Source organism: Streptomyces sp. NPDC026377 (genome assembly GCF_055567715.1).
In genome coordinates this window covers 1-22,557 of sequence record NZ_JBVHPV010000005.1, presented here as the reverse complement: position 1 = coordinate 22,557, position 22,557 = coordinate 1, and the positions used below count along the sequence as shown (strand labels likewise).

The window sequence follows — 22,557 nt, the reverse complement described above, 5'->3', positions numbered from 1 at the left end:
CATTCCTATGGATGTACCGTCGCAGTCGATCCGTCTCGTCGATGTCCGGCTCACCCCCGTCCTCGTCTCCGACCCCCCGCTCCTCAACGCGCAGGGCGTCCACCAGCCCTACACCCCCCGCCTCGTCGTCGAAGTGATCACCGACGATGGCGTCATCGGGGTCGGGGAGACCTACGGCGACACCAAGTACCTGGAGCTGGCCCGGCCGTACGCCGACGCCCTCCTGGCTGCCCGGCACGCCCTGGCGGACCTCAACGGGTTGTTCACAATGATGAACAAGCTGCCCGTGGACGACGCCTACGTCGACCACTCCCTGGACGTCGGCGGGCTGCGCGGAGTGCAGAGCGCCGACAAGCTGCGGCTCTCCGTCGTCTCCGCCTTCGAGGTCGCCTGCCTCGACGCGCTCGGCAAGACGCTGTCTATGCCCGTGCACACCCTCCTCGGCGGCAAGGTCCGCGACAGCGTGGAGTACAGCGCCTATCTCTTCTACCGGTGGGCCGAACACCCGGGCGGGGCGGGGGAGAAGGACGACTGGGGCGCGGCGCTCGGCCCGGAGGGGATCGTGGCGCAGGCCCGGCGGTTCGTGCGGGAGTACGGGTTCGGCTCGTTCAAGCTCAAGGGCGGTGTCTTCCCGCCCGAGCAGGAGACCGCCGCGATCCGGGCGCTCGCCGAGGCCTTCCCGGGGCGCCCGCTGAGGCTCGACCCGAACGGCGCCTGGAGCACCGCCACTTCACTGCGCGTCGCCGCCGAACTCGCGGACGTACTGGAGTACCTGGAGGACCCGGCGTCCGGCACGCGCGCGATGGCGGAGGTCTCCGCGGCCACCTCCGTCCCGCTCGCCACCAACATGTGCGTGACCACGCTCCCCGAGATCCGCGAGGCGTTCCTGACCGACGCCGTGCAGGTCGTCCTCAGCGACCACCACTACTGGGGCGGGCTGCGCAACACCCGGGAACTGGCGGCGATCTGCCGTGCCTTCGGCATCGGCCTGTCCATGCACTCCAACACGCACCTGGGCATCAGCCTGGCCGCCATGACCCACGTCGCCGCGACCGTGCCCAACCTCGACTACGCGTGCGACAGCCACTACCCCTGGCAGAGTGAGGACGTCATCGTGGACCGCCACGTCTTCCGGGACGGGCGCCTGGCCGTCTCCGACGCTCCCGGGCTCGGCGTCACCCTCGACCGCGACGCCCTCGACCGGCTCCACCGCCGCTGGCTGGCCGACGACGGCGCCTGCCGCGACCGCGACGACGCCGCCGCGATGCGCCGGGCTCCCGGGTACGAGCGGTGGCGCACGCCGGAGCTGCCGCGCTGGTAGACGCGGCCGCCCGCCGCGCCCCCGACCCCCGGCGGCGGCTCCCGGCGTGTACGGATCGGGCACACTGGCCCCATCCGTACGCGAACGGGAGTCCGCCGTGACCACATCCAGCAGAGAGCAGCAGGACCGCGCAGACCTGGGGCACAGCGCGGGTGTCGACCCGCTGGGCAAGGTGCGCGGGCCCCGCGACCCGGAGTGCGACGTCTTCCTGACCGGCACGGTCTTCCTCGACATCATCTTCACCGGCCTCGACTCCGCCCCGGTGCGCGGTACCGAGTCCTGGGCGCGCGGCATGGGCTCCAGCCCCGGGGGCGTCGCCAACATGGCCATCGCGCTCGCCCGCCTCGGGCTGCACACCTCCCTGGCGGCGGCCTTCGGCGACGACCACTACGGCGAGTACTGCTGGGACGCGCTGGAGCAGGGCGAGGGCATCGACCTGTCGCTGTCGCGGACCGTGCCCGGCTGGCACTCGCCGGTCACCGTCTCCATGGCGTACGAGGGCGAGCGGACCATGGTCTCGCACGGCCACGAGGCACCCCCGGAGGAGGCCGCCCCGGCCGTGCCGCCCCGCGCGCGTGCCGCGATCGCCTCGCTGGTGCCCGGCCGCACCGAGGAGTGGATCGCCGACGCCGCACGGCGCGGCGCGCGGATCTTCGCCGACGTGGGGTGGGACGACACCGGGCACTGGGACCTGGCGGGGCTGACCGGCCTGGAGCACTGCGAGGCGTTCCTGCCCAACGCGGGCGAGGCGATGCGCTACACCCGCACCGACTGCCCTCGCGCGGCGGCCCGCGCGCTGGCCGACAGGGTGCCGGTCGCGGTGGTCACCCTGGGCGCGGAGGGCGCGTACGCCGTGGACGGCTCGACCGGGGAGACCGCGGAGGTCCCCGCGATCGCGGTGGAGGCGCTCGACCCGACGGGGGCGGGGGATGTGTTCGTGGCCGGGTTCGTCACCGGGACGCTGGCCGGGTGGCCGCTCGCGGACCGGCTCGCCTTCGCGGGGCTGACGGCCGCGCTGTCCGTCCAGGAGTTCGGGGGTTCGCTTTCGGCGCCGGGGTGGGCGGAGATCGCGGCGTGGTGGCAGGCCGTGCGGACTCGGTCCGGCCAGGATCCGGCGGCTCTGCGGCGCTACGAGTTCCTGGAGGCCCTGCTGCCCGGTGCGGCCCGGCCGTGGCCGTTGCGGCGCGCCGTCCCCACGATCGGCTTCCGCCGCCCGGCGTGACCGTCCCCCTGCGCCCCCGTGCCGGGCTGCCCACGCAGTTCCCCGCGCCGCATGTTCACCCGGTCTTTGTCTGCGGGCCGGTGGTGGGCCGGCCGCGCAGTTCCCCGCGCCCCCTCGTGGGCTGGTCACCGTCTGTCCCTGCGGGACGGTGGTGGGTTGCTCGCGCAGTTCCCCGCGCCCCTTCAGGGCGCCCTGCGGGCGTTCCCTCAGGGTGCTCCTTACGGGCCGGAGCAGGCACGACCCCCTAGGGGCGCGGGGAACTGCGCGAGCAACCACGACCGACCCGCAGACAAAGACCGGCCCCTTCGAGGGGCGCGGGGAACCGCGCGGCCAGCCCGCCACGGCCCGCAGACAAAGTCCGGGCAACACAAGGCCCCGTCCGAAAACCTCTCGGCGCTGTCAGCGCCAGGTCGTACGCTTGGTAGTCCAGAGGTTGTCGAGCAGCGAGAACCCTGCAACGGGAGGTATGCGCAGGCCACAGAGCCGGCCCATGACTCAGACACCCACACAGCCGCAGGCGAGTGCCCAGATCGAGGTCCCTGCCAAGCACCCGATGGTGATGCTGCTCGGATCCAGGGACTCGCTGCTGCGCGTGATCGAGAAGGCCTTCCCGGCGGCCGACATCCATGTCCGGGGCAATGAGATCAGTGCCACGGGGGCCCCGGCGGAAGTCGCGCTCATCCAACGCCTGTTCGACCAGATGATGCTGGTGCTCCGCACCGGTCAGCCGATGACGGAGGACGCAGTGGAACGCTCGATCGCCATGCTCAGAGCGAGCGAGAACGGCAGAGCGGAGGACGGCCACGAGACCCCGGCCGATGTCCTGACCCAGAACATCCTCTCCAGCCGTGGTCGCACGATCCGCCCCAAGACCCTCAACCAGAAGCGGTACGTCGACGCGATCGACAAGCACACGATCGTCTTCGGCATCGGCCCCGCCGGTACCGGAAAGACCTATCTCGCCATGGCCAAGGCGGTCCAGGCCCTGCAGTCCAAGCAGGTCACCCGGATCATCCTGACCCGCCCCGCCGTCGAGGCGGGCGAGCGCCTCGGCTTCCTGCCGGGCACGCTCTACGAGAAGATCGACCCGTATCTGCGCCCGCTCTACGACGCGCTGCACGACATGCTCGACCCCGACTCCATCCCCCGGCTGATGGCGGCCGGCACGATCGAGGTCGCCCCGCTGGCGTACATGCGCGGCCGCACGCTGAACGACGCGTTCATCATCCTGGACGAGGCGCAGAACACCAGCGCCGAGCAGATGAAGATGTTCCTCACCCGTCTCGGCTTCGACTCGAAGATCGTCATCACGGGTGACATCACCCAGGTCGATCTCCCGAACGGCACGAAGAGCGGTCTGCGCCAGGTCCAGGAGATCCTGGAGGGTGTCGAGGACGTCCACTTCTCCCGGCTGTCGTCCCAGGACGTCGTCCGGCACAAGCTCGTCGGCCGTATCGTCGACGCGTACGAGAAGTACGACAGCCAGCAGGACCGCAACGGGAAGTAGTCAGAGCGCACCATGTCGATCGACGTCAACAACGAGTCCGGAACCGAGGTCGACGAGCAGGCGATCCTCGACATCGCCCGCTACGCGCTCACGCGGATGCGGATCCACCCGCTCTCCGAGCTCTCGGTGATCGTCGTGGACGCCGAGGCCATGGAGCAGCTGCACATCCAGTGGATGGACCTGCCGGGACCGACCGATGTCATGTCCTTCCCGATGGACGAGCTGCGTCCGCCGATGAAGGACGACGAGGAGCCCCCGCAGGGGCTCCTCGGTGACATCGTGCTCTGCCCGGAGGTCGCCAAGCAGCAGGGCGAGGACGCGCCGACCCGGCACTCGATGGACGAGGAGCTCCAGCTCCTGACCGTCCACGGCGTGCTCCACCTGCTCGGGTACGACCACGAGGAGCCGGACGAGAAGGCCGAGATGTTCGGTCTCCAGGCGGCCATCGTGGACGGCTGGCGGGCGGAGAAGGGCCACACCGGCCCCTCCCCGGCGCCGACCGTCTCATGACCGGGCAGCTGCTCGTCGGCGCCGTCGCGCTGGTCGTGGTGGCCTGGCTGGCCGCCTGCGCGGAGGCCGGTATCGCCCGTACGTCGTCGTTCCGCGCGGCCGAGGCCGTACGGTCGGGGCGGCGCGGGGCGGCGAAGCTCGCCCAGGTGGCCGCCGACCCGACCCGCTACCTCAACGTGGCCCTGCTGGTGCGGGTCGCCTGCGAGATGGCGGCCGGGGTGCTGGTCACCTATGTCTGCCTGGAGGACTTCGCGCAGACCTGGACGGCGCTGCTCGTCGCCATCGCGGTGATGGTGCTCGTCTCCTACGTCGCCGTCGGCGTCTCGCCGCGCACCATCGGCCGCCAGCACCCGCTGAACACGGCGACGGCCGCCGCGTACGTCCTGCTGCCGCTCGCCAGGATCATGGGCCCGGTGCCGCAGCTCCTCATCCTCCTCGGCAACGCGCTCACGCCCGGAAAGGGTTTCCGCAAGGGCCCGTTCGCCTCCGAGGCCGAGCTGCGGGCGATGGTCGACCTCGCCGAGCAGGAGTCGCTCATCGAGGACGACGAGCGCCGGATGGTGCACTCGGTCTTCGAGCTCGGCGACACGCTGGTGCGCGAGGTGATGGTGCCGCGCACCGACCTCGTCTGCATCGAGCGCTACAAGACCATCCGCCAGGCGCTCACGCTCGCCCTGCGCTCGGGCTTCTCCCGTATCCCGGTGACCGGCGAGAACGAGGACGACATCGTCGGGATCGTGTATCTGAAGGACCTGGTCCGCAAGACGCACATCAACCGCGACTCGGAGGCCGACCTGGTCTCCACCGCGATGCGCCCGGCCGCGTTCGTCCCCGACACCAAGAACGCGGGCGACCTGCTGCGCGAGATGCAGCAGGACCGCAGCCACGTCGCCGTCGTCATCGACGAGTACGGCGGCACGGCCGGGATCGTCACCATCGAGGACATCCTGGAGGAGATCGTCGGGGAGATCACCGACGAATACGACCGGGAGCTGCCGCCGGTCGAGGAGCTGGCGGACGGCTGCTTCCGGGTCACCGCGCGGCTCGACATCGGCGATCTGGGCGAGCTGTTCGGGCTCGACGCGTTCGACGACGAGGACGTGGAGACGGTCGGTGGACTGCTCGCGAAGGCGCTCGGCCGGGTGCCGATCGCGGGCGCCACGGCGGTCGTGGACCTGCCCGACGGGCGGGCGCTGCGGCTGACGGCCGAGTCGCCGGCGGGCCGCCGGAACAAGATCGTGACCGTGCTGGTGGAGCCGGTGGCCGTCAAGGAGGAGGAAGAGGCGTGACCCCTCAGGAGCTCAGGGACTTCTGTCTGGCGTTCAACGCCGCGACCGAGGAGTTCCCGTTCGGCCCGGACGCCTCCGTCTTCAAGGTCCTCGGCAAGATGTTCGCGCTGAGCAACCTGGGCGGCACCCCGCTCACCGCCAACCTCAAGTGCGACCCGGACGACGCGGTGCGGCTGCGCGCGGAGTACCCGGCGATCGTGCCGGGCTGGCACATGAACAAGCGCCACTGGAACACGGTGGACATCGATCGGCTCCCGGACCGGCTGGTCCGTGAGCTGATCGAGGATTCGTACGACCTGGTGGTGGCGGGGCTGCCGAAGTCCGAGCGGCTGCGGCTCGACCGGGCGTGACCCGCGAGGCCTCGCGGCGGCCAGGACCGACCGCCACCAGGGTCGCCGCCGCGACCACGATCACCGCGACACCAGGAGCGCCGTCCGTACGCCTCTGAACAGGTCGTCCCCGGTCGTGGCCAGGATGCCCAGCAGCAGGGCGATGAACGGGGCCCTGGCCGAGCAGCGCATCCGGGGCGGGGCCGTGTGGGGGCGCGGGGTGTGGCGGGGGTGCGTGCGGGGGGTTGCGCGCGGGTCCGTCCGGGCGCACTCCTTATGCTCTCGCTATGACTCTGAGCACCGAACTCGCCCCCGAGGACCGCAAGATCATCACCCTGGCGCGCAGCGCCCGGGCGCGCAACGGGGTGGCGGAGGGCGCGGCCGTACGGGACGAGACCGGGCGTACGTACGTCGCCGGGACCGTGGAGCTGGACTCGCTCAAGCTGTCGGCGCTGCGCACGGCGGTCGCGATGGCCGTGGCGAGCGGGGCGAAGTCGCTCGAGGCGGCGGCGGTGGTGACCGAGGCGGGGACGGCGTCCGCCGAGGACCGGGCGGCGGTGCGGGACCTCGGGGGGGCGGCTACGCCGGTGCTGGTGGCGGGGCCGGACGGGGAGCTGCGGGCGCGGGTGGAGGCGGGCTGAGGTTTGCCCGTGGGCGTCTGTGGGGGGCCGTTCCCGGGGGCCAGGGGCTCGTCTGCGGGTGGTCTGTGGCTGGTCGCGCGGTTCCCCGCGCCCCTCGGGGGCCGGGCCATTGTCTGCGGGCCGTGCGTGGCTGGTCGCGCGGTTCCCCGCGCCCCTTGAAAGGCCGTCGTTCGTCTGCGGGCCGTGCTGGGTTGCTCGCGCAGTTCCCCGCGCCCCTCAAAGACTTGGCCGAGCTCATTTCTCTGACTGCGGCCTACCCCATAGGGGCGCGGGGAACCGCGCGACGAGCCCCCACCGGCCCGCAGACAACCATCGAGCCCTGAAGGGGCGCGGAGAACCGCGCGAGCGACCCACGACGGCCCGCAGGCAAAGCCCCGGACGCCCCCAGGGGTGCGGGGAACTGCGCGACAAGCCCCCACCGGTCCGCAGACAGAAACCAGGCCCCCAAAAGCTGCGGGCGGCACCCAGCACGGCCCCAGGCCGCCCCCGCTCCGTGGCCGGTTCGTGGCGTCAAACCCTCGGCCGGATCCGGTCCGGTGTACCGGCGCGTTCCGGCCGTCCGTGGCCGAGGCCGAAGAAAGCCCCCGGCCCCCCTTGCGCCCCCACACCCCCCGCGCGTCAATGAACAGCAATCCATCCGACGGACCGTCAGATACGGCAGCCGGGCAGGGGGCGCGAGCCGCGGCCCCCGTGCCGCGTCGGCCGCCCTCCTCCCGCGTGGCGTGCGCACCCCGCCCGCGGCCGGTTTCACGCGCATGCGCATGCGCTTCAGCGCGGCACTCCGCCAACTCTCCCGGTACGGGAAGTACGGGAAGGGGAAACGATGTTACGCAAGAGGCCACTGGTGCTCACGGCGCTCGCCGCGGGCGGCCTGGCCACCGGTGCACTGGTGCTGGCCCCGACGGCCGCGGCCGTCTCCCCGGGGTCGGCCACCGAGGTCTACGACTGCGGTTTCTACGGCGGCGGTGAGGCCACCTTGACGGCCACCCAGAACGGCACGGCCGCCACCGTCACCCTCACCTCCGCCGAGATCACCACCCCGCTCGCCGTGGGCAAGGACACCATCACCACGACCTTGACCATGGCCAAGGCGGGAGGCGGCACGCTGGTCTTCAGCGGGAAGCGCAACCCCGCCATGGCGGCCGGCAGCGGGGTCGCGGTCGGTCCGCTCAGCGGGACCGTCTCGCCCGGCCTCTCCGCCAACGCCCACCCCGGCACGGTGAAGATGGTGGTCTTCGGGATCCCGGTGACCTGCACCTCCACCGCCGCCCAGGCGCCCGGCCCGTTCGTGTTCAGCTGACCCCGGGCACACGTCGAGCCCCCCACGTCTCACCGGACCGGCGCCGCCGCCAGCGGCGCCGGTCCTCCCTGTCCCCGCCGGACGGGTTCCCCCTGACCCCTTGGCTGACCTGCGGGAACGCGGATCTTGACAGTATCTGATGGCCCATCAGTCATGGGATTTCGATTCCATTGACTTCTTTTCGCGCCCCCAGGTCAATGGCTCCCTGCCGGCGCAGCCGAGCCGCTGCTGCGCCACGACCGCAGAGGGGGGCAGTCATGCCTTCACCACGAAGACGGCGCCGCTGGGCCGCCGTACTGGGAGCCGCGGCGCTCATGGCCGGGACCGGGGCGCTCGTCGCGCCCGCGCAGGCCCTGGCCGCGACGCCGGTCGACTTCGCCACGCACTGCGTACCACCGCCCATCGCCGGCATCCCGGCGATCGACGGCACCACGTCCGCCCGGATCACCGTGGACAAGGCCGCGCCGAAGGTCGGTGACACGGTCACGGTCACGTACACCGTCACCAAGCCCGCCGCGGGCAACCCGGTGGACCTGGCGCTGCCCGCCGACATCATGACCCCCACCGGAAAGGTCACCCTGGGCGGTGCCCAGAGCGGCGACGTCACGGTCGCCGGGCCCAAGAAGAACGACCCGGTACCGGGGAAGGGCGCCTTCCCGCCGTTCTCCATGACCGGGACGTTCACCGTCACCGCACCCGGCGCCATCACCCTGTCGCCCGGCGACTACAACATCCACACCAGCTACATCATGGAGCTGGACACCCCCTGCACGGTCACCAACCCGCCCGCGCCCGTCTCCGAGACGGTCACCGCGACCGGCGGCGGCCAGACCAACCAGCGGGCCGTCCAGCTGGGCACCGCCTCCGGCAAGCCCGGCGCGGGCGTCACCGTCACCGGGTCGAAGTTCACCGCGGGCGCGACCGTCACGGTCGCGGGCCGGGCCGGGGCGGCGGAGACCGCCGACAGGGCGACCGTGACGGCGGACGCGCAGGGCGCGTTCTCCACCACCCTCACGGTCAACGACAAGGCGACCAGCGGCATCGTCGCCTACGAGGGAGCGAGCTGGAGCGACGACAAGGGGGCGGGACCGGCGGCGTACACCGTCGTCGACGACACCCCGGCGCCGCCGAACAGCCAGAAGCTCACCTCCGCGGTCAAGGCGGGCACGCTCTCCATGACCCACACCGGTGACGCCGTCTCCCTGGACGCCGTCGATTTCGGCAAGGGCGGCTTCTCCCGTGGCTCGCTCCGGACGGTGACGGTCCAGGACTTCCGCGGCGGCCCCGCGGGCTGGTCCCTGACCGGCAAGGTCACCGATTTCACCGGCCCCGCCGGGGCGAAGATCGACGCCTCGAAGCTCGGCTGGACGCCGGTCTGCACCACCAAGGCCGGTTCCCCGTCGACCTGCGCGGCGGGCTCGCCGGGCACCGTGGGCAGCGCGGGCGCGACCCTCGCGACCACGCCCAACGCGGCGCTCACCGGAGGTGAGTTCACCGTCGACGCCCGGGTCTCGCTGAACGTTCCCGCGTTCACCGCGCCCGGCGCGTACTCCGGCGTGCTGACACTCACGCTGGCCTGATCCACTCAGATCCGCCTGATCCACCCAGATCCACCTGATCCGCCCGTGGGCCGGGCGCGCACCCGGCCGGCCCACCCGTCCCCGGGGGAGCGCACCGTGCGCAGACCTTCCGTCCCGCTGCTGATCGCCGCCGTCATCGCCGTCGCCGTCGCCCTCCTGGCGGCCCCGGGTACGCCCGCGCGCGCCGCCGACAACGGCGACTGGGCCGTCTTCCCCGTCTCCTCCGGCGCGGACCGGCGCCCGTACTTCTACCTCTCCGCGAGCCCCGGCACCACCCTCACCGACCGGGTCACCGTCACCAACAAGACGGCCGCGCCGATGGCCTTCCGGCTCTACGGGGCCGACGCGTACAACACCGAACGCGACGGCGGGTTCGCGGTGCGCACCCAGCGCGAACCGCAGCACGGCGTCGGCGCCTGGACCAGGCCCGACCGGCCGGCGGTCACCGTCCCCGCGCACGCCTCGGTCACCGTGCCGTTCACGCTCACCGTCCCGGCCGACGCCGAGCCGGGCGACCACCCCGGGGCGCTGGTCGCCCTGGACGAGAAGGTCGCGGCCGGGCGGGGGGAGCTGGCCATGGGGGTGCGGCAGGCCGTCGGCGCGCGCGTCTATCTGCGGGTCACCGGGCCCACCGTGCCCGCGCTCGCCGTCGAGGACGTCACCCTCGCCCAGCACCGGCCGCTGGTGCCCGGCACCGGCACGAGCCGGACCACGATCTCGTACACCCTGCACAACCGGGGCAACGTCACCCTCGACCCGAAGGTGGAGCTGAGGGCGACGGGCCTGTTCGGACGGACGCTGCTCAGCCGCGCGCTCACCCGGGTCCCGGCCGAGCTGCTGCCCGGCGAGAAGGTCCGACTCACCGAGCCGTGGGCCGGGTCGCCGCAGGTGGACCGGGGTGACGTACGGCTCACGGCCAGCGCCAGGGGCGTCACCGGCTCGGGCGGCGCCTCCTTCCTCGCACTGCCCTGGCTCGGCCTCGCGGCGCTGGTCGCGGCCGTGGCGGCGGGGGTCCTGGGGTGGAGGCTGCGGCGGCCGCGGGGGCGGCGCGGCTGAGCCGTGGGGGCGTGCGTACAGCGGGGGCGTGCCGATCGGGGAGAATGGGCGGCATGAGCGCTCGTACTGTTGAGAACAACGCCCCCCACCGGGCCGGCTTCGCCTGCTTCGTCGGCCGTCCCAACGCCGGCAAGTCCACCCTCACGAACGCTCTGGTCGGACAGAAGGTGGCGATCACCTCCAACCGTCCGCAGACGACGCGGCACACCGTGCGCGGCATCGTGCACCGGCCCGAGGCGCAGCTGATCCTGGTCGACACCCCCGGGCTCCACAAGCCGCGCACGCTCCTGGGCGAGCGGCTGAACGACGTGGTCCGTACGACCTGGGCCGAAGTCGACGTGATCGGCTTCTGCCTGCCGGCGGACCAGAAGCTGGGGCCGGGAGACAAGTTCATCGCCAAGGAGCTCGCGGGGATCAAGAAGACCCCGAAGATCGCGATCGTGACCAAGACCGACCTGGTCGACTCCAAGGCGCTCGCCGAGCAGCTGCTCGCCGTGCAGCGGCTCGGGGAGGAGCTGGGCTTCGAGTGGGCGCAGATCGTGCCGGTCTCGGCCGTCGGCGACCAGCAGGTCCAGCTGGTGGCGGACCTCCTGGTCCCGCTCCTGCCCGAGGGCCCCGCGCTCTACCCCGAGGGCGACCTCACGGACGAGCCCGAGCAGGTGATGGTGGCCGAGCTGATCCGCGAGGCGGCGCTGGAGGGGGTACGGGACGAGCTTCCGCACTCCATCGCGGTGGTGGTGGAGGAGATGCTGCCGCGCGAGGACCGTCCGGCCGACCGGCCGCTGCTCGACATCCACGCGAACGTGTACATCGAGCGGCCGAGCCAGAAGGGGATCATCATCGGGCCCAAGGGGAAGCGGTTGAAGGAGGTCGGGATGAAGTCGCGCAAGCACATTGAGGCGCTGCTGGGGACGCCGGTGTTTCTCGACCTTCATGTGAAGGTGGCGAAGGATTGGCAGCGGGACCCGAAGCAGCTCCGCAAACTGGGCTTCTGACCCCCCCCGGGGCTACGGCCCCGGCCCCCGGTCGCGGGGCCTGCGGCCCCTGCACCCCGGGCCTCCTTTCGTCTGCGGACCGTCCGTGGCTGGGCGCGCAGTTCCCCGCGCCCCTGAAGGGCACCTCCGGGCCGCCGCACCACGCACGCGCGTCGGGGCGAAGCCCCGCCTTGAGGGGCGCGGGGAACTGCGCGATCGGCCCCCACCGGCGCGCGGGGGAAAGAAAGCGAGACAGCGGGGTCGGGGCCGCAGGCCCCGCTCGGGGTCGGGGGCTCAGGCCTCTGCTATCAGGGCCGTCCCCACCCGCACAAACCCCAACCCCCCATACATCCGCGCCACATCCTCGTCCCCCGCCGACAGGAACACCGTCGACGCACCCCCCTCCCGCGCATCCCGCACCAGCCGTGCCGTGACCGCCGCGCCCAGGCCCCGGCGGCGCGCCGCGGGCAGGGTGCCGACGCCGACGATCTCCGTCACCCCGCCCAGCGGCTGGTGCATGCCCGAGCAGAGCGGGAGGCCGTTCTCGAAGGCCGCCGCCACCGCCGTGAGCCCGGCCCGGATGCGCTCCGCGACCTGCGCAGCGCGTCCGTCCCCCGCCCGGGCCGCGATCTCGGCCGCCAGCTCCCCGGGCCCCGCCGCCCCCACCGCCGTACCGGGAGCCGCGAACGCCAGGTGCGGCACCACCAGGGCCGCGTGCAGCAGCGGGTCCTGCGCGCCGACCATCCGTACGAGGGGATGGGCGGGCGCGTCCGGCGCGCCGGGGGACAGCACCATCAGCGGGTGGGCGTGGACCGCCAGGCCCGACGCCTCCACCGCCGCCCGCAGCCCGGGCGTCACCTCGTGCACCCACTCGAAGGCCTCGGGCACCCCGAGCTCCCGCTGGCGCGCCCGCACCCGGTCGACGTCCGCCACCGACACCGGCCCGGTGCGGCCGAGCGCGGGCCGGGCGTAGAACGGCCAGCCCACCCCCTCCCGTACGAACAGGGTCAGCGGGCCGAAGTCCTCCGCCCGCGCCGAGGTGCGCGGCACCGCGTCGTAGTACTCCTCCAGGAGCCGGAGGCCGGCGGGGAGCGGGGACCCCGTGGACCGGGCGGGGTCGGGCGAGTCGGGTGTGCTTGTCTTCATGCCGCGCATCAAAGCAAGCCGGCGCCCCCCTACGCACCCTCTTTCAGTACGCGCGACACCAGCGTCCGCTGGGCCTCGGACAGCCGGGGGTCCGCGCAGTGCACCGTGCGGCCGTCGACCGTGATCTCGTAGTGGAAGCCGTCGGGCACCCCCGGGGACGGCTCGGCCCGGCCGTCGGCGAGGGCGGCCTCGGCCAGGGCCTGCCACTGGGCCGCGTCGGGCCGGCCCGAAGTGTCGACCTCGGCCCGGCGCTCGATGCCGGCGAATCCTCCTGTGCGGGTCACCTGGATGCGCATGCTCCCTGTCTAGCAGCGCGCGGGGCCCGGCGCACCGCCCGGCCCCGCGCGAAGCCGGCTCGCGGTCACACCGCCGTCACGCCCGCCCCCGCCCCCGGTACGCGGCCCCGCGTCGGGACTTTGGTCCCTGGCCCCTTCCGTAACGTCCCGCATACTGAAACGGGACCGGCGCTTTCGGCGCCTCTCGGCTAGGCTGCGGCACATCATGCGTTTCGGGCTGCTTCTCCTTAGCTGCCGCGGCGAGGGCCTGTAGTCGTAGGCCGACCCCCTCCCCGCGGGACCTGGTGCTGCTTCGACCAGTCGGCCTCCCCCAAGCTCTTCAGGAGCAGGGGGACCCCCAGCCCGAAGGCCCCGAGGAGCCCTACGCCAATGTCTGAGAACTCCGTGTCTGTCGGTCGTCCGACGCCCGTCACCAACGCGACCCACACCCAGAAGCCGTCCGGGATGCCGATCCACAAGTACGGCTCCTACGAGGCCGTGCCCATCCCCGACCGCACCTGGCCGGAGAAGCGGATCACCAAGGCGCCCCGCTGGCTCTCCACCGACCTGCGCGACGGCAACCAGGCGCTGATCGACCCCATGAGCCCCGCCCGCAAGCGCGAGATGTTCGACCTGCTGGTGCGCATGGGCTACAAGGAGATCGAGGTCGGCTTCCCGTCGTCGGGGCAGACCGACTTCGACTTCGTACGCTCGATCATCGAAGAGGGCGCGATCCCCGAGGACGTGACGATCTCCGTCCTGACCCAGGCCCGCGAGGACCTGATCGAGCGGACCGTGGAGTCCCTGCGCGGCGCCCACCGGGCCACCGTGCACCTGTACAACGCCACCGCCCCGACCTTCCGCCGGGTCGTCTTCCGCGGCTCCAAGGAGGACATCAAGCAGATCGCGGTGGACGGCACCCGGCTGGTGATGGAGTACGCGGAGAAGATCCTGGGCCCGGAGACCACCTTCGGCTACCAGTACAGCCCGGAGATCTTCACCGACACCGAGCTGGACTTCGCCCTGGAGGTCTGCGAGGCGGTCTGCGACGTGTGGCAGCCCGAGGAGGGCCGCGAGATCATCCTCAATCTGCCCGCCACGGTGGAGCGTTCGACGCCCTCCACGCACGCGGACCGGTTCGAGTGGATGAGCCGCCATCTGACCCGCCGCGAGTTCATCTGCCTGTCCGTGCACCCGCACAACGACCGCGGTACGGCCGTGGCGGCGGCCGAGCTGGCGATCATGGCCGGGGCCGACCGCATCGAGGGCTGTCTGTTCGGGCAGGGCGAGCGGACCGGCAACGTCGATCTGGTCACCCTGGGCATGAACCTGTTCAGCCAGGGCGTCGACCCGCAGATCGACTTCTCGCAGATCGACGAGATCCGCCGCACCAGCGAGTACTGCAACCAGATGGAGGTCCACCCGCGCCACCCCTACGCGGGCGACCTGGTCTACACCGCCTTCTCCGGCTCCCACCAGGACGCCATCAAGAAGGGCTTCGACGCGATGGAGGCGGACGCCGCCGCCCGGGGCGTCACCGTCGACGACATCGAGTGGGCCGTCCCGTACCTGCCCATCGACCCGAAGGACGTCGGCCGCTCCTACGAGGCGGTCATCCGGGTCAACTCCCAGTCGGGCAAGGGCGGTATCGCCTACGTCCTGAAGAACGACCACAAGCTGGACCTGCCGCGCCGGATGCAGATCGAGTTCTCCCGGATCATCCAGGCGAAGACCGACGCCGAGGGCGGCGAGGTCACGCCCGGCCAGATCTGGTCGGTCTTCCAGGACGAGTACCTGCCGAATCCGGCCAACCAGTGGGGCCGCATCCAGCTGCGTTCCGGCCAGACCACGACCGACAAGGACGGCCGGGACACCCTCACCGTCGAGGCGGTCGTGGACGGCGCGGACACGGTCCTGACCGGCACCGGAAACGGTCCGATCTCGGCCTTCTTCGAGGCGCTGGCCGCCATCGGCGTGGACGCGCGGCTGCTGGACTACCAGGAGCACACGATGAGCGAGGGGGCGTCCGCGCAGGCCGCCTCGTACATCGAGTGCGCGATCGACGGGCAGGTCCTGTGGGGGATCGGCATCGACGCCAACACCACGCGCGCCTCGCTGAAGGCGGTCATCTCGGCCGTCAACCGCTCGGCCCGTCCGTAGCCCCCGAGCTCGCACGGCGCCCCACCGGCCCCCGGCGGCCGGTGGGGCGCCGTCTTTGCGCCACTCCTCCTTCCGGGGTGCTGACGCCGCCTCGCCGATGTGGCTAACATCACGTCAACGCGGCAATGTTGCCGGTCCGTTACGGAGGTGTGCGGTGGTGCTAGGCCGGGGACACGACGCGACGAACCTTCGCGCCGCGGGCATCCTCGAACGCGTGTGGACGGTGCGGACCGCCTGGACCACCGTGGGCGACGGGGAGTTCTTCTGCCCGCAGTGCGGGGGCGACCGCAACTTCCGCCGCCGCACCGGCCGTCGGCGTCTGGCCGTCCTCGGCGTCCCGCTGCTGCCGCGCGGCGCCGCAGGGCCCGTGGTGGAGTGCGCGGCCTGTGAGACCCACTTCGGCACGGACGCCCTCGACCACCCCACCACCACCCGCTTCTCGGCGATGCTGCGCGACGCCGTGCACACCGTCGCCCTCGCCGTCCTGGCCGCGGGCGGCACCTCCTCCCGTACGGTCACCGCGACCGCCGTCGCCACGGTCCGCGCCGCCGGGTACGACGACTGCACCGAGGAGCAGCTGATCACCCTGATCGAGGCGCTGGCCGCCGACACCGGGCGCTTCCTCACCGACACCGAGGCCGACCCGTGCGGTGCGGCCCTCGCCATCGAGCTGCACGAGTCGCTGGAGCCGCTGGCCCCGCACCTGGCCCCGGCCGGCCGTGAGTCGATCCTGCTCCAGGGCGCCCGGATCGCGCTGGCCGACGGCCCCTACCGCCCGGCCGAGCGCGAGGTCCTCACCACGGTGGGCGGCGCGCTCCAGCTGTGCGCCGACGACGTGGCGCGCCTCCTGGCGGCGGCCCGGACCCCGTCCTGAACCACCGTCCTGACGGAGCCCGCCGCCCGCGGTGAAACAATGGGCCCATGAGTCTGTTCCGGGACGACGGCATCGTGCTGCGGACCCAGAAGCTCGGTGAGGCCGACCGGATCATCACGCTTCTGACCCGCGGACACGGGCGGGTGCGCGCCGTCGCCCGCGGAGTGCGCCGCACCAAGTCCAAGTTCGGCGCGCGCCTGGAGCCGTTCTCCCATGTGGACGTGCAGTTCTTCGCGCGCGGCAGCGAGCTGGTCGGGCGCGGTCTGCCCCTGTGCACCCAGAGTGAGACGATCGCTCCGTACGGTGGCGCGATCGTCACCGACTACGCCCGGTACACCGCCGGTACCGCCATGCTGGAGACGGCGGAACGGTTCACCGACCACGAGGGCGAGCCCGCCGTACAGCAGTACCTGCTGCTGGTGGGCGCGCTGCGCACCCTCGCGCGCGGCGAGCACGCCCCCACCCTGGTCCTCGACGCCTTCCTGCTGCGCTCGCTCGCGGTCAACGGCTACGCGCCCAGCTTCGAGGACTGCGCGCGGTGCGGCATCCACGGCCCCAACCGGTTCTTCTCCGTCGCGAGCGGCGGGGTGGTCTGCGCCGACTGCCGGGTGCCGGGCAGCGTCGTACCCTCTGCGGAGGCGGTCGGACTGCTGAGCGCGCTGCTGACGGGGGACTGGGCGACCGCCGACGCGAGCGAGCCCCGGCATGTGCGCGAGGGCAGCGGTCTGGTGTCGGCCTATCTGCACTGGCATCTGGAGCGCGGTCTGCGCTCACTGCGGTACGTAGAGAAGAACTGAGGGAGAAGAAGGCCACATGGCACGACGCGGAATCCTGGGCGGCCGGTCACGGCGCGAGTACACGGCCCCCGAGCCGCACCCCTCGGGTGCGCTCCCGCCGAAGATCCCCGGCGAGCTCGTGCCCAAGCACGTCGCGGTCGTCATGGACGGCAACGGGCGCTGGGCGAAGGAGCGCGGGCTGCCGCGCACCGAGGGCCACAAGGTCGGCGCCGAGCGCGTCCTCGACGTGCTCCAGGGCGCGATCGAGATGGGCGTCGGGTCGATCTCGCTGTACGCCTTCTCCACCGAGAACTGGAAGCGCTCGCCCGACGAGGTGCGCTTCCTGATGAACTTCAACCGTGACTTCATCCGCAAGACCCGCGACCAGCTCGACGAGCTGGGCATCCGGGTGCGCTGGGTCGGCAGGATGCCCAAGCTGTGGCGCTCGGTGGCCAAGGAGCTCCAGGTCGCCCAGGAGCAGACGAAGGACAACGACCGGCTCACGCTGTACTTCTGCATGAACTACGGCGGCCGGGCGGAGATCGCCGACGCGGCGAAGGCGCTGGCCGAGGATGTGAAGGCGGGCCGGCTCGACCCGTCGAAGGTCGGCGAGAAGACCTTCGCCAAGTACCTGTACTACCCCGACATGCCGGACGTGGACCTGTTCCTGCGCCCCAGCGGGGAGCAGCGCACCTCCAACTACCTTCTCTGGCAGAGCGCCTACGCCGAGATGGTCTTCCAGGACGTGCTGTGGCCGGACTTCGATCGCCGGGACCTGTGGCGGGCCTGCCTGGAGTACGCGCAGCGCGACCGCCGCTTCGGCGGGGCGCTTCCCAACATGGACATCCCGCGGCAGGACGGTGTCACGGCGTCCGAGTGACGGCGCGCGGGGGCGGGCGGCCGGGTCTCAGACCGCGGCCGCCGCGCACTCGTCGTCGGCCGCCAGCTCCAGTTCGGCGCTGAGCCGGGCTCCGCGGTCCTCGGAGAAGTCCAGGGCGGCGAGGACCGAGGGCACCGCGATGCTCGACATCACATGGCGCTGCAGGACCGCGTGGCGGTGCGAGAGGTCCTGGTAGTCGCTGAGCGTCTGCGACATCATCTGCAGCCCCGCGAAGGCTCCCACGTACAGCTCGGCCGTGTCGGAGATGACCACGTTGGGCATCAGCTCGCCGCGCTGCTGCGCCAGGGTCAGCACCTCCACGTTCACCTCGCTCCAGTGCCGGAACGGGCCGGTGCGGTCCAGCCCCGTCGCCTGCTGGTCGAGGGTCAGCCGGATGCTGGCCCGGACCAGGTGGTCGGTGCGCAGGCGGTGGGCGAGCACCGAGCCGGAGTCGATCAGCTCCTGGAGCTTGACGGGCTGCGGCGGCAGCGAGGGGCCGGAGCCCTGCTCGTTCAGGACCCCGTGCGCGAGCGCTTCCTTCGACTGGAAGTGGAAGTAGAGCGCGCCCTTGGTGACCCCGGCCATCTTCAGGATGTCCGTGATCGTGGCGGCCTGGAACCCCTGCTTCTCGAAGACGATGGCCGCGGCCTCCAGGATGGCCCTCCTGGTGCGGATCGCACGGTCCTGCTTCGCCACGCTGCCTCCTCGTGTTGCGCCGCCATGTCGACGCCGTGAACCTTCGGGACCGCCCGCGCCCCGCACTTGAAAAAAACCGTCTAGTTTGTATCTTAACAGTGCAACGCATGACTATGTTTCTTCGTACATGCCTCGGGGGGAGCCATGTCCAAAACAGAAGCAGTATTGACCAGCGCCATACCCATAACCGGGGCCGGGCCCACCACCATGACGCAATCGCACCCGGTCTCACCGGAATTGGTCCACCGGGCGAGGCCGGCCGACGCCTTCCCGCACGGCTGGCGCCGACGGGACGAGCACACCTTCACGGTCACCGCGCACTGGCCGCACGACCACGTCTTCTTCGAGCCCGTCGCGGGGGACCTGCACGACCCGCTGCTGGTTGTCGAGACGATGCGGCAGGCCGCGATGCTGATAGTGCACGCCGGTTACGAGGTGCCGCTCGACTGGCACTTCATGCTCACCGACCTCGAATACACCGCCAACGACAGCCAGTTGGACGTCGGCGGCCAGCCGGCGCTCATCGACGTGGAGCTGGAGTTCTCCCGCCTCGAACGGCGCGGCGGCAAGCTCTCGCGGCTCAAGGTCCACTGGGTGCTGCGCCGCCTGGGACGCCTGGTGGCCACCGGCTCGGGGCAGGCCCGGGTGCTGAGCCCCGGCGTCTACCGGCGCCTGCGCGGCGACCGCACGGCCCCGGGCACCACCGGACACCTTCCGCTGCCCGTCCCCGCCGACCTCGCGGGCCGCACCCGCGCCGCCGACGTGGTGCTGTCGCCGTGCCCGCAGGAGCGCGTCTGGCGGCTGCGCGTGGACACCACGCACCCCACGCTCTTCCAGCGCCCCAACGACCACGTGCCCGGCATGCTCCTGCTCGAGGCGGCCCGCCAGGCGGCGTGCGCGGCCCTGGGACCCGCGCCGTACGTCCCGATCGCCGGAGACATAGCGTTCCACCGGTACGCGGAGTTCGACAGCACCTGCTGGATACAGGTCACCGACGCGGCGCCCCGGCGTCCCGGCATGACCAGTGTGCAGGTCACCGGCCACCAGGACGACAGCCTGGTCTTCCTCGCCACGCTCTCGGCGCCGCGCGCCGACTGACGGGCACGGCGGGGACCGGCCGCGGGGAAGAAGGGGAAGAAAGGGAAGAAGGGGACGACCGACGATGATTCTGGTGACCGGCGCGACCGGGACCGTGGGAGGCGAGGTCGCCCGGCTGCTCGCACCCGCCCACCCGCTGCGCGTCCTGGCCCGGCGTCCCGAGCGGGTGACGGCCACCGGACCGGCCGTCGAGGTGGTCGGCGGCGAGTACGCCGACCGCGACAGCCTGGACCGCGCCCTGACGGGCGTACGGGCGGCCTTCCTGGTCACCGGCAGCATCGGCGAACCCGACGACCTGCGGTTCGCGGAGGCCGCCCGGGCGGCCGGGGTGCGCCATCTGGTCAAGCTCTCCGCGCTGGCCGTCACCGACCCGGCCGCCGACGACCTCATCACCCGCCGCCAGCGCGAGAACGAGAGCGCCGTACGGGAGTCCGGGCTCGCCTGGACCCTGCTGCGGCCCCGCGCCTTCATGACCAACACCCTCTCCTGGGCGCGCTCGGTGCGCGAGGAGGGCGTGGTGCGCGCGCTGTACGGGGACGCGCCCAACGCGACCGTGGACCCGCGCGACATCGCCGAGGTGGCGGCGAGGGTACTCACCGAGCCGGGCACCCACGAGGGCCGCGCCTACGCGCTCTGCGGTCCGGCGGCCGTCACCGCCGCCGAGCAGACCGCGCTCCTCGCAGACGCCCTGGGCCGGCCGCTCCGCTTCGAGGAGCTCGGCGTCGAACAGGCCCGCGCCGCGCTCCTGACGCGCTATCCGCGGCCGGTGGCCGAGGCGCTGCTGCACAGCGCCGAGCGCCAGCGGGCCGGGGCGAAGGCCGGTGTCTCGGGGGACGTCCAGGAGCTGACGGACCGCCCGGCGCGCTCGTACGCCGAGTGGGCCCGCGACCACGCGGCCGCCTTCGCCTGACCCGCCCGCGCCGCCTCCGTACGGGGAGTGGCCCGCCGTGACCGGACCGGCAGGGCCCCTTCTTCCGTCACCTCGGCGGTCGGTCAGCAGGACTGCGTCACCTCAGCGGTTGTTCAGCAGGAGCGGGACTTCCCGGTGGCCGTTGGAGATGAACGACGGAAGCTGTTCGAGCCGCTCGCCCGGAGCCGCGAGGGCCACGTCCGGGAAGCGCTCGAAGAGGGCCGACAGTGCCACCGTCGCCTCCAGCCGGGCCAGCGGCGCCCCGAGGCAGTGGTGGACGCCGTGGCCGAAGGCCAGGTGCTCGCGGCGCAGCGGACGCGACGGGTCGAAGCGGTCGGCGCTCTCGCCGTGCACCTCGGGGTCGCGGCCGGGACCGGCGAGCGCGATCAGGATCGGCTCGCCCCGGGGGATCACCACACCGCCGATCTCGATGTCCTCCACGGCGTACCGCAGCGGCACATGGGCGGCCGGCGGCTCCCAGCGCAGGGTCTCCTCGATCACGTCCTCCCAGGAGACCTCGCCGCGCCGGACGCGGGCCAGCTCCTCGGGGTGGGTGAGCAGGGCGTACGCGGCCTGGTCGATCAGGTTGACCACGGTCTCGAACCCGGCCGAGATCATCAGCAGCAGCGTGTCCACCAGCTCGACCTCGGTCAGGCCGCTGCCGTCGTCCTCGTCGTGCGTGGTGATCAGCCCGGTGGTCATGTCGTCGCCGGGGTTGGCGCGCTTGAAGGCGATGAACTCGTGGAGCGCTCCGTAGAGTTCGCGGCCGGTCGCCTCGGCCTCCTCGGGGGTCACCTCGGTGAGGAAGGTGATGTCGATGAGGCGGCAGAGCCGGTCGCGGGAGCTCTCCGGGACCCCGAAGAGCTCGCAGATCACCTGGACGGGCAGCGGGCTCGCGAACGCGCGGCGCAGATCGACCGGTTGGCCCGGCGGGGTGTCGGCCAGCTTGTCGAGGAGGTCGGAGACGATCTGCTCGATCGTCGGGCGCAGGGCCGCCGTCTGGCGCGCGGTGAACGCCCGGGACGTCAGCTTGCGCAGCCGGCTGTGCTCCTCCCCGTACGCGGTGATCATGCTGCGCACGGATATCCACAGGGCCAGCGGCCAGGAACGCGGGATGTCACCCTTGATCCAGGCGGGCCAGTGGCGCTCGGCGTCCTTGGACACGCGGGGGTCGGTCATCAGGCTCTTGGCGGCCTCGGCGCTGGTGACCGACCAGGCGGGCACGCCGCCGGGCAGCTCGACCCGGGTGACCGGGCCGTGCTCGCGGATACGGGCGATCTCGCCGTGGATGTCGGTCCCGGAGGCGTCGATGGCGAAGGGGCATTGCTGGGGCATGGAGGTGCTCCGTAGGGAGGGGTGAGGGCGTGTGGTCTGTGCCGCGTTACTGCTGTGCCGACCACTGTGGGCGCAAGGGAAGAGGGGCGTCGACGGGGCCGCCGTTCCCCGGCGCGCCCTCGACGGTGGGACACCCGCCGGGGCCGGGGGCCCGGGTGAACTCCCACGGGGCGCCCGGCGGCAGGGACGGGGCCGTCTCGTGGTGCGGAGCGCCCACGAGGTCGGACGGCACGACGGAACAGAGCTGCGCTCTCATATGCCCCCCCACGTGTTCGGACGAGAGGGACAATAACGAACCGGACCCCCGGTTTGCCATCGGGGGCCCGCGTGGTGGTCTCGCGCTGGTTCCAGCTGGTTCCAGCCGGTCCTAGTTGGTGACGGTCCAGGTGTCGTTGCCGGTGAGGAGGGTGGTGAGGTCGCCTTTGCCGTGTTGTTCGATGGCTTGGTCGAGTTGGTCGGTCATTTGGGTGTCGTAGACGGGGCGTTGGGTGCTGCGGAAGACGCCGATGGGGGTGTGGTGGAGGGTGTCGGGGTCGGCGAGGCGGGAGAGGGCGAAGGCGGTGGTGGGGGAGGGGTTGTGGGTGTCGTGGATGAGGACGTGGTGTTCGTTGTGGGGGGTGATTTCGGTGACTTCGAGGTCGCCGGTGGTGGGGTTGCGGGTGATGCCTTTGTGGTGGT

Annotated in this window: 21 protein-coding genes and 1 pseudogene; 17 read left to right on the top strand and 5 right to left on the bottom strand. The window is 72.2% G+C overall.

All coding sequences use genetic code 11. The features are described 5' to 3' along the window. Positions 1-7: 7 nt before the first annotated feature. The 11 genes from ACZ4MU_RS12720 to era all read left to right on the top strand — a co-directional run bounded on the left by ACZ4MU_RS12720 (position 8) and on the right by era (position 11,750). Positions 8-1,321 (top strand): glucarate dehydratase family protein, encoded by a 1,314-nt coding sequence (locus tag ACZ4MU_RS12720; RefSeq protein WP_467874715.1) that lies wholly within the window; start codon positions 8-10, stop codon positions 1,319-1,321. Positions 1,322-1,418: 97 nt separating this feature from the next. Then, complete coding sequence (locus ACZ4MU_RS12715; RefSeq protein WP_467874713.1) at positions 1,419-2,543, top strand: carbohydrate kinase family protein; 1,125 nt, start codon at positions 1,419-1,421, stop codon at positions 2,541-2,543. Between the two features lie 490 nt (positions 2,544-3,033). After that, entirely contained in the window at positions 3,034-4,050 is a 1,017-nt protein-coding gene (locus tag ACZ4MU_RS12710; protein WP_467874710.1) for a PhoH family protein, read from the top strand. A 12-nt stretch (positions 4,051-4,062) separates the two neighbouring features. Then, on the top strand, positions 4,063-4,560 hold the full coding sequence (gene ybeY / locus ACZ4MU_RS12705) for an rRNA maturation RNase YbeY (RefSeq protein ID WP_385544560.1): 498 nt from the start codon (positions 4,063-4,065) through the stop codon (positions 4,558-4,560). After that, the gene (locus tag ACZ4MU_RS12700; protein ID WP_467874706.1) at positions 4,557-5,849 is read left to right on the top strand and encodes a hemolysin family protein; all 1,293 of its coding nucleotides are present in this window, start codon (positions 4,557-4,559) and stop codon (positions 5,847-5,849) included. The genes ybeY and ACZ4MU_RS12700 overlap by 4 nt, the downstream gene beginning before the upstream one ends. Further along, positions 5,846-6,199 (top strand): MmcQ/YjbR family DNA-binding protein, encoded by a 354-nt coding sequence (locus ACZ4MU_RS12695; protein WP_467874703.1) that lies wholly within the window; start codon positions 5,846-5,848, stop codon positions 6,197-6,199. Before ACZ4MU_RS12700 ends, ACZ4MU_RS12695 begins: the two co-directional genes overlap by 4 nt. A 266-nt stretch (positions 6,200-6,465) precedes the next feature. After that, a complete protein-coding gene (locus ACZ4MU_RS12690) occupies positions 6,466-6,819 on the top strand; it encodes a cytidine deaminase (RefSeq protein ID WP_467874701.1) in 354 nt (117 codons plus the stop codon). A gap of 823 nt (positions 6,820-7,642) precedes the next feature. Then, positions 7,643-8,119 (top strand): hypothetical protein, encoded by a 477-nt coding sequence (locus ACZ4MU_RS12685; RefSeq protein WP_467874699.1) that lies wholly within the window; start codon positions 7,643-7,645, stop codon positions 8,117-8,119. A 257-nt stretch (positions 8,120-8,376) separates the two neighbouring features. After that, positions 8,377-9,699, top strand: a complete 1,323-nt coding sequence (locus ACZ4MU_RS12680; protein WP_467874697.1) for a WxL domain-containing protein — start codon at positions 8,377-8,379, stop codon at positions 9,697-9,699. Positions 9,700-9,795: 96 nt separating this feature from the next. Continuing rightward, a complete protein-coding gene (locus ACZ4MU_RS12675) occupies positions 9,796-10,755 on the top strand; it encodes a DUF916 domain-containing protein (RefSeq protein WP_467874694.1) in 960 nt (319 codons plus the stop codon). 53 nt (positions 10,756-10,808) lie between these two features. Beyond that, positions 10,809-11,750: a GTPase Era gene (era, locus tag ACZ4MU_RS12670; protein ID WP_467874692.1), complete on the top strand. Its 942-nt coding sequence runs from the start codon at positions 10,809-10,811 to the stop codon at positions 11,748-11,750. 273 nt (positions 11,751-12,023) lie between these two features. Here the strand turns inward: era and ACZ4MU_RS12665 are convergent, their stop codons facing one another. Together ACZ4MU_RS12665 and ACZ4MU_RS12660 are read right to left on the bottom strand one after the other, a co-directional pair. Further along, positions 12,024-12,875 carry a GNAT family N-acetyltransferase gene (locus ACZ4MU_RS12665; RefSeq protein WP_467874689.1) on the bottom strand — a complete coding sequence of 284 codons (852 nt, stop codon included), beginning with the start codon at positions 12,873-12,875 and terminating at the stop codon, positions 12,024-12,026. A gap of 29 nt (positions 12,876-12,904) precedes the next feature. Beyond that, on the bottom strand, positions 12,905-13,171 hold the full coding sequence (locus ACZ4MU_RS12660; RefSeq protein ID WP_467874687.1) for a protealysin inhibitor emfourin: 267 nt from the start codon (positions 13,169-13,171) through the stop codon (positions 12,905-12,907). Between the two features lie 369 nt (positions 13,172-13,540). On the opposite strand from ACZ4MU_RS12660, the gene leuA reads away from it, so the two are divergent. The 4 genes from leuA to ACZ4MU_RS12640 all read left to right on the top strand — a co-directional run bounded on the left by leuA (position 13,541) and on the right by ACZ4MU_RS12640 (position 17,840). Next, on the top strand, positions 13,541-15,310 hold the full coding sequence (leuA, locus tag ACZ4MU_RS12655; RefSeq protein WP_467874684.1) for a 2-isopropylmalate synthase: 1,770 nt from the start codon (positions 13,541-13,543) through the stop codon (positions 15,308-15,310). Positions 15,311-15,464: 154 nt separating this feature from the next. After that, positions 15,465-16,184 (top strand): TerB family tellurite resistance protein, encoded by a 720-nt coding sequence (locus ACZ4MU_RS12650; protein ID WP_467874682.1) that lies wholly within the window; start codon positions 15,465-15,467, stop codon positions 16,182-16,184. A 47-nt stretch (positions 16,185-16,231) separates the two neighbouring features. Continuing rightward, a complete protein-coding gene (gene recO / locus ACZ4MU_RS12645; RefSeq protein ID WP_365114088.1) occupies positions 16,232-16,981 on the top strand; it encodes a DNA repair protein RecO in 750 nt (249 codons plus the stop codon). A 16-nt stretch (positions 16,982-16,997) separates the two neighbouring features. Next, a complete protein-coding gene (locus ACZ4MU_RS12640) occupies positions 16,998-17,840 on the top strand; it encodes an isoprenyl transferase (RefSeq protein WP_467874679.1) in 843 nt (280 codons plus the stop codon). Between the two features lie 27 nt (positions 17,841-17,867). Here the strand turns inward: ACZ4MU_RS12640 and ACZ4MU_RS12635 are convergent, their stop codons facing one another. Continuing rightward, complete coding sequence (locus ACZ4MU_RS12635; RefSeq protein WP_467874677.1) at positions 17,868-18,536, bottom strand: ScbR family autoregulator-binding transcription factor; 669 nt, start codon at positions 18,534-18,536, stop codon at positions 17,868-17,870. 207 nt (positions 18,537-18,743) lie between these two features. Between ACZ4MU_RS12635 and ACZ4MU_RS12630 the strand changes: the two genes are divergently transcribed. After that, the gene (locus ACZ4MU_RS12630; RefSeq protein WP_467874675.1) at positions 18,744-19,634 is read left to right on the top strand and encodes a ScbA/BarX family gamma-butyrolactone biosynthesis protein; all 891 of its coding nucleotides are present in this window, start codon (positions 18,744-18,746) and stop codon (positions 19,632-19,634) included. A 64-nt stretch (positions 19,635-19,698) separates the two neighbouring features. Further along, positions 19,699-20,544, top strand: coding sequence for an NAD(P)H-binding protein (locus tag ACZ4MU_RS12625; protein ID WP_467874673.1), 846 nt, complete (start codon positions 19,699-19,701; stop codon positions 20,542-20,544). A gap of 102 nt (positions 20,545-20,646) precedes the next feature. Here ACZ4MU_RS12625 and ACZ4MU_RS12620 read toward each other — a convergent pair whose 3' ends face one another. Together ACZ4MU_RS12620 and ACZ4MU_RS12615 are read right to left on the bottom strand one after the other, a co-directional pair. After that, complete coding sequence (locus ACZ4MU_RS12620; RefSeq protein WP_467874671.1) at positions 20,647-21,879, bottom strand: cytochrome P450 family protein; 1,233 nt, start codon at positions 21,877-21,879, stop codon at positions 20,647-20,649. Between the two features lie 367 nt (positions 21,880-22,246). Then, a pseudogene (locus ACZ4MU_RS12615) lies at positions 22,247-22,557 on the bottom strand (2-oxoacid:ferredoxin oxidoreductase subunit beta); the annotation flags it as partial.

Bases quoted from the DNA above. Each gene is read 5' to 3' on its own strand.
- ACZ4MU_RS12625 (WP_467874673.1), top strand. From the start codon at position 19,699: ATGATTCTGGTGACCGGCGCGACCGGGACCGTGGGAGGCGAGGTCGCC.
- ybeY (WP_385544560.1), top strand. From the start codon at position 4,063: ATGTCGATCGACGTCAACAACGAGTCCGGAACCGAGGTCGACGAGCAG.
- ACZ4MU_RS12710 (WP_467874710.1), top strand. From the start codon at position 3,034: ATGACTCAGACACCCACACAGCCGCAGGCGAGTGCCCAGATCGAGGTC.
- ACZ4MU_RS12685 (WP_467874699.1), top strand. From the start codon at position 7,643: ATGTTACGCAAGAGGCCACTGGTGCTCACGGCGCTCGCCGCGGGCGGC.
- ACZ4MU_RS12680 (WP_467874697.1), top strand. From the start codon at position 8,377: ATGCCTTCACCACGAAGACGGCGCCGCTGGGCCGCCGTACTGGGAGCC.
- ACZ4MU_RS12720 (WP_467874715.1), top strand. From the start codon at position 8: ATGGATGTACCGTCGCAGTCGATCCGTCTCGTCGATGTCCGGCTCACC.
- ACZ4MU_RS12640 (WP_467874679.1), top strand. From the start codon at position 16,998: ATGGCACGACGCGGAATCCTGGGCGGCCGGTCACGGCGCGAGTACACG.
- ACZ4MU_RS12620 (WP_467874671.1), bottom strand. From the start codon at position 21,879: ATGCCCCAGCAATGCCCCTTCGCCATCGACGCCTCCGGGACCGACATC.
- recO (WP_365114088.1), top strand. From the start codon at position 16,232: ATGAGTCTGTTCCGGGACGACGGCATCGTGCTGCGGACCCAGAAGCTC.
- ACZ4MU_RS12660 (WP_467874687.1), bottom strand. From the start codon at position 13,171: ATGCGCATCCAGGTGACCCGCACAGGAGGATTCGCCGGCATCGAGCGC.
- ACZ4MU_RS12630 (WP_467874675.1), top strand. From the start codon at position 18,744: ATGACGCAATCGCACCCGGTCTCACCGGAATTGGTCCACCGGGCGAGG.
- era (WP_467874692.1), top strand. From the start codon at position 10,809: ATGAGCGCTCGTACTGTTGAGAACAACGCCCCCCACCGGGCCGGCTTC.
- ACZ4MU_RS12700 (WP_467874706.1), top strand. From the start codon at position 4,557: ATGACCGGGCAGCTGCTCGTCGGCGCCGTCGCGCTGGTCGTGGTGGCC.
- ACZ4MU_RS12665 (WP_467874689.1), bottom strand. From the start codon at position 12,875: ATGAAGACAAGCACACCCGACTCGCCCGACCCCGCCCGGTCCACGGGG.
- ACZ4MU_RS12690 (WP_467874701.1), top strand. From the start codon at position 6,466: ATGACTCTGAGCACCGAACTCGCCCCCGAGGACCGCAAGATCATCACC.
- leuA (WP_467874684.1), top strand. From the start codon at position 13,541: ATGTCTGAGAACTCCGTGTCTGTCGGTCGTCCGACGCCCGTCACCAAC.